The organism is Staphylococcus sp. GDY8P196P (genome assembly GCF_017891705.1).
Classification (GTDB): Bacteria; Bacillota; Bacilli; order Staphylococcales; family Staphylococcaceae; genus Staphylococcus; species Staphylococcus ureilyticus.
Genome location: NZ_JAESJS010000018.1, coordinates 284,667 through 294,720, shown reverse-complemented (window position 1 = coordinate 294,720; position 10,054 = coordinate 284,667). Strand labels below are relative to the sequence as shown.

Below are 10,054 nucleotides of genomic sequence, written 5' to 3'. Positions count from 1 at the left end.
GGTTTTGACTTTGAAAGTCAAGAACTTTTTAAAATTAATTTTAAAGCTTGTTTTGAAATATTGTTTTGTGTGTCGTTTTGTTTCGTCCGACAAGTAAATACTATACACGCTTAAAACGCTTTGAACAACAGTAAAATTTACACTTTTATGTAAAACCAAAAGCATAACTTCTTCAATTCACATACTTTAAAATATCGAAAAATACATAAAGTTCGTTTTTATTAATTCGTCACGAGGTTTGTTATCGAAAAACAGCTGATAAACCTCTATAAAACAAACTTTACTATTTATTAAAATTCTTTTCGAAAAATTAAAGCTACCTTAAAAAAGGTAGCTTCGGTTTCATTTGAATTTACAATTGAGCATTTACTACATCTCTGTTCTGCCCATAATCGCTTTTGATAGGGTTACTTCATCCGCGTATTCTAAATCTCCGCCGACAGAAAGTCCTTGCGCTAATCGAGTTACTGTTAGACCAATTGGTTTGACCAGTCTTGATATATACATTGCTGTTGACTCACCTTCCAAATTGGGGTTCATCGCTAAGATTAACTCTTTTACTTCGTCATTTTTCAAACGATTAATCAGACTTGGAATATTAATATCTTCCGGTCCTATGCCATCCATCGGAGAAATAGAACCATGTAACACATGGTACAAGCCTTTATATTCACGCATTTTTTCCATAGCGATTACATCTTTATCGTCCTCAACTACACAAATAATTGAGCGATCTCTCTGTTTATCCTGGCAAATATAACATGGATCTTGCTCAGTAATATGCCCGCATTCACTACAATAGGTAAGTTCTCGTTTAACATCGACTAAAGCTTTAGCAAATTGAACGACATCGTCTTCTTTCATATCTAATACATGAAACGCCAGACGTTGGGCTGTTTTAGGCCCAATGCCTGGCAGTTTCATGAAACTGTCGATAAGTTTGGATATTGGTTCTGGATAGTGCATACAATCACATTCCAGGAATATTTAAGCCTTGTGTATGCTTACCTAAGCGTTCTTGAGTAAGTTCATCAGCTTTATTCATCGCTTCATTAGTAGCAGCAATAACTAAATCTTGTAACATTTCAATGTCATCTGGATCAACTGCTTCTTCTTTAATTTCTACATCGAGAACTTCTTTGTGACCTGATACTGTGACAGTCACCATGCCACCGCCAGCCGTACCTTGTACTTTTTCTTCTTTTAATTTTTCTTGCTCTTCATTCATTTTCTTTTGCATTTTCTGCATTTGTTTCATCATTTGTTGCATATTTCCGCCACCGCGCATATATTTATCCTCCTTAAAAACTTCAATCTCAACTGATTGTATTTCATCTTTTGTCTCATTATACATGCCTTTTAATTCATTGTCATGTATCACTCTTCATCTATGACATTTACTGTATTTTCTCCAAATAAGTCCTTCGCCTTTTGAACGACATCAACATCTTCAGGTGACGTTGTTGTCGCTGTTCTGTTTTCCTCGGCACTTGTACCTTGTTTACGATTTTGAAGATATTCTGTCCTTACCCTCATCCACTGGTCTGCTGGGACACCGACTACTTTCACTGTTTTATCTATAATGTTACATACTACGTTCTCAATATTCTCTCTTTTTTCATCATCTTTATTTACAATCTCACAATGTATTTCTTCTTCGAATTTAATCAGTACATGGGTTTCACTTGCTGCCACTGGTTCTGAATTTTGAAGAAGACTTACTAATGACTTCATATCATTACTCTTAGCGTGATCTATAACTTCTTGCCAGTGGTCTTTAAGTTGCTTAATATCTTCTTTGTTAGCTTTGTCTAACACTTTGGCTATTTGTTGCATTGAAAATGCATTTTTCGATTGTGGACCTTTACTAGCTGTTTTTTTAGCTTGTGGTTTGGCACTGTTAGCTACGACGCCCTGTGATTTTAAAGTTTTTAATTCATTTTCTAATTGTTCCATTCGCTGTAACAATACTTCATTATTAGGCTCACTGGCTACACTCGTTGTAGCAACAGTTTGCACATTTTCAGGTTCTCCTTTAATCATTTCTGCTATTTTAACTAATAATACTTCAAAATGAACGCTTTGATTGACACTAAATCTGATTGAAACAAGCGTATCATTAATCACGTCAATCATTTTATATAAAGTATCCAAGTCAAAATGCATCAATGCATCATATTCAGAATCCATATTAGATGTCTTATCCATAATGGTATCTCTTACAAAATAAATCATATCGTTAATCAAGCGATTTACTTCTTTACCTTGTGCAATAAATTGATGGTAAGTTGAAAATGCAGTTTTTACATCTCCTTCAACTACCTCTTTCAGTAAATCATTCAACGCTTGAGCATCTACACTACCAGTTACATTCAACGCGTCTTGTAATGTAAGGTGTTCATCGCCAAAAGCGATTGCTTGGTCCATAATGCTTAGCGCGTCTCGCATACCGCCTTCAGAAGCTTTAGCGATAAAATCTAAGGCTCCATGATCATATTCTATCTCTTGATTGTCTGCTACGAATTGCAAACGTTCTACAATTTCATCATGGCTAATTGCTTTAAAATCAAATCTTTGCGCTCTTGAAATAATTGTCGGAGGTATTTTATGTGGTTCAGTAGTCGCCAAAATAAAGATTGCATGGGCTGGTGGTTCTTCTAAAGTTTTCAACAACGCATTGAAAGCGCCTGTTGTTAACATATGAACTTCATCTATAATGTATACTTTGAATTTTGATTCACTTGGTGCGTATTTAACTTTATCTCTGATATTTCTAATTTCATCCACACCATTATTACTAGCAGCATCTATTTCAATCACATCTGAATTCGTTCCGCGCGTAATACCTGTACAAATAGCGCATTCATTACAAGGTTCTCCATCAGAACGTTCTAGACAGTTGATAGCTTTCGCGAATACTTTTGCGATACTTGTTTTACCTGTTCCTCTAGGTCCACTAAAAATATACGCATGTGATTGTTTTCCTTTTGAAATTGCGTTGCGCAATGTTTTAGTTACATGTTCTTGGCCAACTACATCTTCAAAACTTTGGGGCCTGAACATTCTATATAAAGCTTGATAATTCACCTTTGCACCTCCAATAACATTCAACAACTATTATATCACTGTGCTTTATATTTTGAATATTAATTAAATGCCTCTGGATAAACTACATTACCATTTGGTTGCTCAACAAGTTGTTCCCACAAGAATTTAACCATAAAATATTTCGATGGCACATCAAATGGACTATAAATTTGATAACGGCTCGCCTCTTCATAACCTAACATACCATAATATCCAGGATCTCCAAGTACAATGATTGTCGTATAATCTTGCGCTTTTGCACGTTCCTCCACTGCTTGGACAAGGGCTTTACCTATACCTTTACCTCTGTATTTCGACAATACGGATAAAGGGGCTAACGCTAAGGCGGTAAAGCGTGTTTCATCGTTAATAATCTCTATTTCCGAAAGCATCACATGACCAACGACATCACCTTCATCTGTCTTAGCAACAACTTCCAATTCGTAATTATACTCTGTCGACGCTCTAATTTTCAAAACTAAATCTTGTTCATCATGGTTAGACTCTACGACGTTTTCAAAAGCGGTTTTTATTTCCTCTAAACTTGCGTCATAGTCATTTTCAGTTAATGTACTTAAATAAATTTGCATATGTCGTTCCTCCAAATTCACTAAATTCAATTTTCAGCAGTTACAATCAGAATGATATCGTTGCAGTTCGATCAATTAAATTAATGTATCGCTCTTATTTTAATATAAAAAAAGAGTGACTGCTATCAAAAGATAAGTCACTCATAATATATGGTTAATTGTATTTATTTAAAAATTAAAACCGTGCACCTTCGCTTCGAATACGTATCATAAACGTAACCAAAGTCGACAGCTAAATCTCGGCAACCCTACGGCACATATGATGATCCACTTAATGCTGCTTCCGTCAGGACCTGACATGGTTCATGGGTTCATATTGCATAGGACCGAAATCTTCAAACACTACGTGCTTTGGGCAGACTTCACAAAAACGTAGCCTCAGCGAAGGAATTAAGTCTCGCATAAAGCGGATTTCGAGTACAGGGAACCGCTACCTCCCCACCTAGCACGGCAAGATATATCATACTATAAGGTAATGACTGATTGCAAGTCATACAATTCATTATTTTATAACTTATTTCATTAAATTTTATGACGTCTCGAAAAATCGTTAAACTTAAATTCTGTAGCTAAATGTTTGGAAATATTATATTGAAATTTTGTCGTATCCTTTAAATGGACGATTCCTCGGACCGTAGCAGTATACGACGGCGTTACATCTCCAAATATTTCATATTCTAAATCACCAAATGATTCGAAGGTGATAGATTTATTAGAGTAACTAATTTCTAGTTTCAATGTTTGTTCTATATAATGGTACAACGAATCTTTAGCAATATGCATCGTTATATTAGGAACGATTTTTTCTACTAAATAATCTTCATCGATAATTTTCACACGATGATCAATCTTTCGCGTTCGAATAATATGCCACAATGTCTCACTCTGACGCAAGCCCAAAGCGCTTTTTACTTCTGGCGCTTCACTAGCAGGTATGCGTTCTAATAATCTAACTTCAGTCTCGTGACTCAGACCTAACCCTTGTTGAACTTCCCTGAAACTGGTTAAATTCGCAAATGGGAATTCTGTAATACCTTGATAGATGACAACTGAACCTTTACCTTTTATTTTCTGAATCATGCCATCTCTAACAAGTAGATTAAGCGCTTTGCGCACAGTTTCGCGAGAAGCATTATAGTCGAATACCAATTCATTTTCTGAGGGCAATTGAGCGCCATAGGGTAACTTTGATTCGATGATATCTGTGCGTAAATTTTCATAAATCGAAATAAATTTTTTCTGTTTCATGTGATTTCACTCACTGCCTTTTACTTTAAATTATTGTCTAACTACTATGGCACCAAATCCATCTATTAAGCCATTCTCAATCGACCCATTTTGTAACATGACTTGCCCATCAACGTTTAACGCTTTTGGTATTTCAACTTTTGCTTTTGAAAAGTTAGCAATCACCAACCATGTTTCATCTTCATGATGACGCTTATAAATAAACAATTCATCGTGATCCATGTAAAGTGGCTCAATATTTCCATAAGTTATAATATCATATTCGTGACGTAACTTTATTAATTTTCTATATGTTTGTAAAATAGATTGGTCGTCTTCTATAGCTGCTTCAACGTTAATTTCCTTATAATTATCAGGAATATCAATCCAAGGTGTACCGGAAGTAAAACCTGCATTTTCACCATTTGTCCACTGTACGGGTGTACGAGAATTATCACGAGATTTTTGTCCTAAAATCGTTAGAATCTCTGCTACTGGATAACCTTCACCTTTTAACTTATGATATGCATTTAAAGATTCTATATCTCTATACTGGTCGATATCATTAAAATGAGGATCTGTCATGCCAATTTCTTCACCTTGATAAATATACGGCGTACCTTGGAGCATGTGCAAGACGATGGCTAACATTTTAGCACTACTTTGACGTAAGGCTTCAGTCGAATCATCACCGAACCGCGTTACCACACGTGGTTGATCATGATTGCACCAAAAAATGGCATTCCATCCGCCACCGTTATAAATACCTATTTGCCATTCCATTAATATTTCTTTTAATTTATGGAAATCTAATTTAGCGTTTGTCCATTTTTCGCCATCAATATAGTCTACTTTTAAATGATGGAAATTAAACACACTACTTAGCTCTTGACGTGCAGGATCCGTATACTGGATACAATTTTCAATCGTTGTTGAAGACATCTCACCCACCGTCATCATATCTTTACTACCAAATGTCTGCTGATTCATTTCATGTAAATATTCATGCACACGTGGCCCATCAGTGTAAAATTCCTTTCCTACCTTTTCTGAATTTTTAAATTCACCTTTTGATATTAAGTTAATGACATCGAATCTAAAACCGTCTACGCCAAAGTCAATCCAATAATTAATTACTTTATAAAGTTCCCGACGTACTTCTGGATTATCCCAATTTAAATCTGCTTGTGTTACATCGAATAAATGTAGGTAATATTCATCCGTTTTTTCATCGTATTTCCAAGCATTACCACCAAACTTCGATTCCCAATTAGTTGGTGGTTGATTATCCGCTGACCGCTTAAAGAAATAGTAGTCTCTGTACGGGTTACTTTTATCTGAATATGCTTGTTTAAACCATTCATGTTCTGTAGAAGTATGGTTAATGACGATATCCATCATTATTTTTAAATCGCGTCGATGCGCTTCAGCAATCAACCTTTTTAAGTCTTCAATCGTGCCAAATTGTTCGTTCACTTTATAATAATCACTAATATCATAACCATTATCATTCATAGGTGATTCATAAATAGGCGTTAACCAAATATAATCCACACCCAGATATTGTAGATAATCTAACTTTTCAATTATGCCGTTTAAATCTCCCTCACCATTACCTGTCGTATCATTAAATGATTTGGGATAAATTTGATAAACTACCGATTTTCTCCAATCATTGACTACCATTTAATTACCACCTTATCTTTGTATTTTAAATTAAGAAACTCGCTAAACAAACTTAGCGAGTTTAGTTGTACTTATCTATTTGCATTAACTATTCTTCTACTATTTCTTTCGCTTCTTCTTTGCTAAATTTCGAGAAGATCACAGTTAATATTGCTGGTACTACCATTGCCAGAACAGTACTTATGCCATAAATGAGCCAAAAATCTTTTTTAATAGAAATGATAGCTGGTACACCACCAACGCCAACATTACCTAAGACACCGATTGCACCTATGATAGCACCTATCACACCCGAAGTTAAAATCGCTGCAACAAAAGGATATTTCAACGGTAAGTTCACACCAAACAACGCTGGTTCAGTAACACCTAAGAAACCTGATATGCCAGAAGTCATTGCCAAGCCTTGTTCTTTTGCCATTTTACGTCTTTTATAGACGAACCATGCACCGAATGCAGCCGAACCTTGACAAATATTTGAAATCGCTAAGATAGGCCACAAATATGTTCCTTTAAGACTGCTTCCCATCAGTTGGAAATCAACCGCTAAGAACATATGGTGTAAACCTGTAATCACTAGAGGTGCGTAGAAGAATCCATAAATTGCGCCACCTAACCAGCCTATATGTTCAAACACAAATGTCACACCGTTTGTAATCCCTGTTCCTAGCCATAAAGCAATTGGTCCTATAACGATAAAGGCTAAGAAACCAGTGATTAATAAGGCGACGGGACCAACAACTAACATCTTGATTGAATCATGCACATATTTACTTAAGAATTTTTCAATTTGCGCTAATACATAAGATGCTAATAAAATTGGTAAGACCTGACCTTGATAATTCAGTTGTTTAATTTCTAAACCAAAGATATGCCACGCCGGAATGTTACCTTTACCTATGTCATATTGTGAAGCGAGTTGCGGATTCATTAAAATCAGACCTAATACCAAACCGAGTATTTGACTCCCGCCAAACACACGCATACTACTCCAACCAATTAAAGCCGGTAAGAATATGAAGGCAGTATTCGCGATAACATTAATGATATCTGCAAAGTCCCCTAGCTGTGGATATTGTGCCACCAATGCCTGCTTCCCAAACAAGTCTTCCATCGTTAATACATTATAAATCCCTAATAATAAACCAGCAGTTACGATAGCTGGTAAAATCGGAATAAAGATATCTCCCAATAACTTAACCAATCTTTGTATAGGATTGCCTTTTTGAGCTGCCGCTGCTTTAGCATCATCTTTAGAGGCACTTTCTGCCCCAGTTTCTTCAATAAATTGTTTATAAACTTCATCAACAGTACCTGGTCCAATTACAATTTGATATTGATTGTCAGCTTTGAATTGTCCTTTAACCAAATCATTGTTACTCAGACTCTCTTTATCTACCTTATCATCATCTTTCAAAACAAGTCGCAAACGCGTCACACAGTGTGTTGCTGTGTCCAAGTTTTCTTTGCCCCCAATAGCCTTGACGATATCTTGAACATCTTTCTTTTTAACAGCCATGATGATTCCCTCCCTTAAACTTTAATATTATCCAGAGTATAACTTGTATAGACAAGTTTTGCAAAGGCTTTCACTCAACTCACAAAAAAGGTCTATACAGAAATTGATTTTTAATTTCCGTATAGACCTATTTCAAAAAATATATTGTTTTGCATTTGATGTAATCATTGCATTATGTTTAATAACCTGTGACACAAGCAATAGTAAGACGATATTCACTATTCGTCTATTTTTCTTCATCATTGACTTTAAAAACAAAAAAGACAAACACTTTATATTAAATAAACGTTTGCCTACTATATTTATTAGTCTTGGTATTTAATAATAATGGCGGAGGAAGAGGGATTCGAACCCCCGCAGGCCGTTAAGCCCCTGTCGGTTTTCAAGACCGATCCCTTCAGCCGGACTTGGGTATTCCTCCAAATGAACACAATAATTATAATATTATAGCCCATTAAAAAAGTCAATTATAATTAAAGTATTACACCAATGTTTTTTCATTTAGGAATTCATCCACTGCACGAGCGACTGCTCTTCCTTCTTGAATAGCCCAAACAACAAGACTTTGACCTCTTCTTGCATCACCTGCCGCGAAAATATTTGATTGATTCGTTTTAAAATCTTTATTATCTGCGACAATTTTATTTCTTTCAGTTTGTATATCAAAAGCATGTGGCACAGTAGTTTCTGTACCAATAAATCCAATGGATATCAATACCAAATCAGCTGGCCAATGACGTTCTGTACCATCGACAACCACCATACCATCCTCTGTTTCTTCAAGTATTTGTGTATAAACACCTGTTACATTACCAATACGATCCACTTCGTAACGCATCGTTTGCACACCATACGCTCGTGGTTCAAAACCAAAACGCGCTTCATATTCGTTATGCGCATAATCCATTTTAAACACAGGCATTGCCAACGGCCAATACGTATTTTCATCAAATTCAATGGCTTCTGGTTGCTTCGTGTATTTGTTAAATTGAACGATAGATTTACAATTTTCTCTCAATGCAGTTGCCACACAATCTGCACCTGTGTCACCTGCACCAATGACAATCACATTTTTTCCTTCTGCGGAAATGGACGGCGTTTCAATTTCACCATTTAAATATTCGCCTTGTTCTGTTAAGTAATCCATAGCAAAGTGAATACCCATACCCATTCGGCCTTCTAATGGTAAATCGCGAGCATTTTGTGAGCCTGTACAAATAATAATGGCATCAAATTGTTCCTCTAAACTTTCTTTGCTGATGTCTACCCCTATTTCAGTATCAGTGATAAAGGTGATACCAGATTGTTCCATTAATTTAATTCTACGTCGCACGACCGCTTTATCTAGTTTCATATTGGGGATCCCGTACATTAACAACCCGCCTGCTTCACGCGCACGTTCATATACAGTTACCCAATAACCTAATTTATTCAATTCATCTGCAGCTGTTAAGCCAGCCGGACCGCTTCCTACTATCGCTACTGATGCTGCTTTGCGCTCACTTGGTATCGTAGGTTCGACCCAACCATTTTCAAAAGCTTCATCTATAACGGTACGTTCAATCCCTTTTATCGCAACAGATGCTCTATTTATCTTCATTACGCACGATTGTTCACATGGTGCCGGACATACGCGTCCAGTAAATTCTGGGAAGTTATTTGTCTCGTTCAACCGTTCATATGCTGTCTTGAAGTCTTTTTGGTACACTAAGTCATTCCATTCAGGAATGTAATTCCCAATAGGACAACCAATTGTTTCTCTACCATGTGGCTCACCTGTCTGACAAAATGGTGTGCCACAATCCATGCATCTCGCACCTTGTTCTGATGCTTCTTCTTTGGTAAACCTCTGCTGAAAGGGTGCGTGTCCTTTCAAACGTTCTACTAAAGACAATTCAGGCAAGGGTTGTTTGTCATAACTCATAAATCCTTTAAATTCCCCCATACT

General features: G+C 36.2%; 8 protein-coding genes, 1 tRNA gene and 1 other RNA gene. All 10 read right to left on the bottom strand.

What is annotated here, in order from left to right; all coding sequences use genetic code 11:
• Window positions 1–369: 369 nt before the first annotated feature.
• A complete protein-coding gene (gene recR / locus KA814_RS11400; RefSeq protein ID WP_046206986.1) occupies window positions 370–966 on the bottom strand; it encodes a recombination mediator RecR in 597 nt (198 codons plus the stop codon).
• 4 nt (window positions 967–970) lie between these two features.
• The gene (locus KA814_RS11395; protein WP_026034724.1) at window positions 971–1,288 is read right to left on the bottom strand and encodes a YbaB/EbfC family nucleoid-associated protein; all 318 of its coding nucleotides are present in this window, start codon (window positions 1,286–1,288) and stop codon (window positions 971–973) included.
• 89 nt (window positions 1,289–1,377) lie between these two features.
• Window positions 1,378–3,087: a DNA polymerase III subunit gamma/tau gene (dnaX, locus tag KA814_RS11390; protein ID WP_107359872.1), complete on the bottom strand. Its 1,710-nt coding sequence runs from the start codon at window positions 3,085–3,087 to the stop codon at window positions 1,378–1,380.
• A gap of 59 nt (window positions 3,088–3,146) precedes the next feature.
• Entirely contained in the window at window positions 3,147–3,677 is a 531-nt protein-coding gene (locus KA814_RS11385; RefSeq protein ID WP_107359873.1) for a GNAT family N-acetyltransferase, read from the bottom strand.
• A 181-nt stretch (window positions 3,678–3,858) separates the two neighbouring features.
• Window positions 3,859–4,128: signal recognition particle sRNA large type (gene ffs, locus KA814_RS11380), an RNA gene on the bottom strand.
• A 71-nt stretch (window positions 4,129–4,199) separates the two neighbouring features.
• Window positions 4,200–4,925: a trehalose operon repressor gene (gene treR / locus KA814_RS11375; RefSeq protein ID WP_064209971.1), complete on the bottom strand. Its 726-nt coding sequence runs from the start codon at window positions 4,923–4,925 to the stop codon at window positions 4,200–4,202.
• Window positions 4,926–4,955: 30 nt separating this feature from the next.
• Window positions 4,956–6,590, bottom strand: coding sequence for an alpha,alpha-phosphotrehalase (treC, locus tag KA814_RS11370; RefSeq protein WP_107359874.1), 1,635 nt, complete (start codon window positions 6,588–6,590; stop codon window positions 4,956–4,958).
• An 88-nt stretch (window positions 6,591–6,678) separates the two neighbouring features.
• Window positions 6,679–8,106 carry a PTS system trehalose-specific EIIBC component gene (gene treP, locus KA814_RS11365; RefSeq protein ID WP_107359875.1) on the bottom strand — a complete coding sequence of 476 codons (1,428 nt, stop codon included), beginning with the start codon at window positions 8,104–8,106 and terminating at the stop codon, window positions 6,679–6,681.
• 328 nt (window positions 8,107–8,434) lie between these two features.
• A tRNA-Ser gene (locus KA814_RS11360) sits at window positions 8,435–8,527 on the bottom strand.
• 60 nt (window positions 8,528–8,587) lie between these two features.
• Window positions 8,588–10,051: a glutamate synthase subunit beta gene (locus KA814_RS11355; protein WP_107359876.1), complete on the bottom strand. Its 1,464-nt coding sequence runs from the start codon at window positions 10,049–10,051 to the stop codon at window positions 8,588–8,590.
• Window positions 10,052–10,054: the final 3 nt, after the last annotated feature.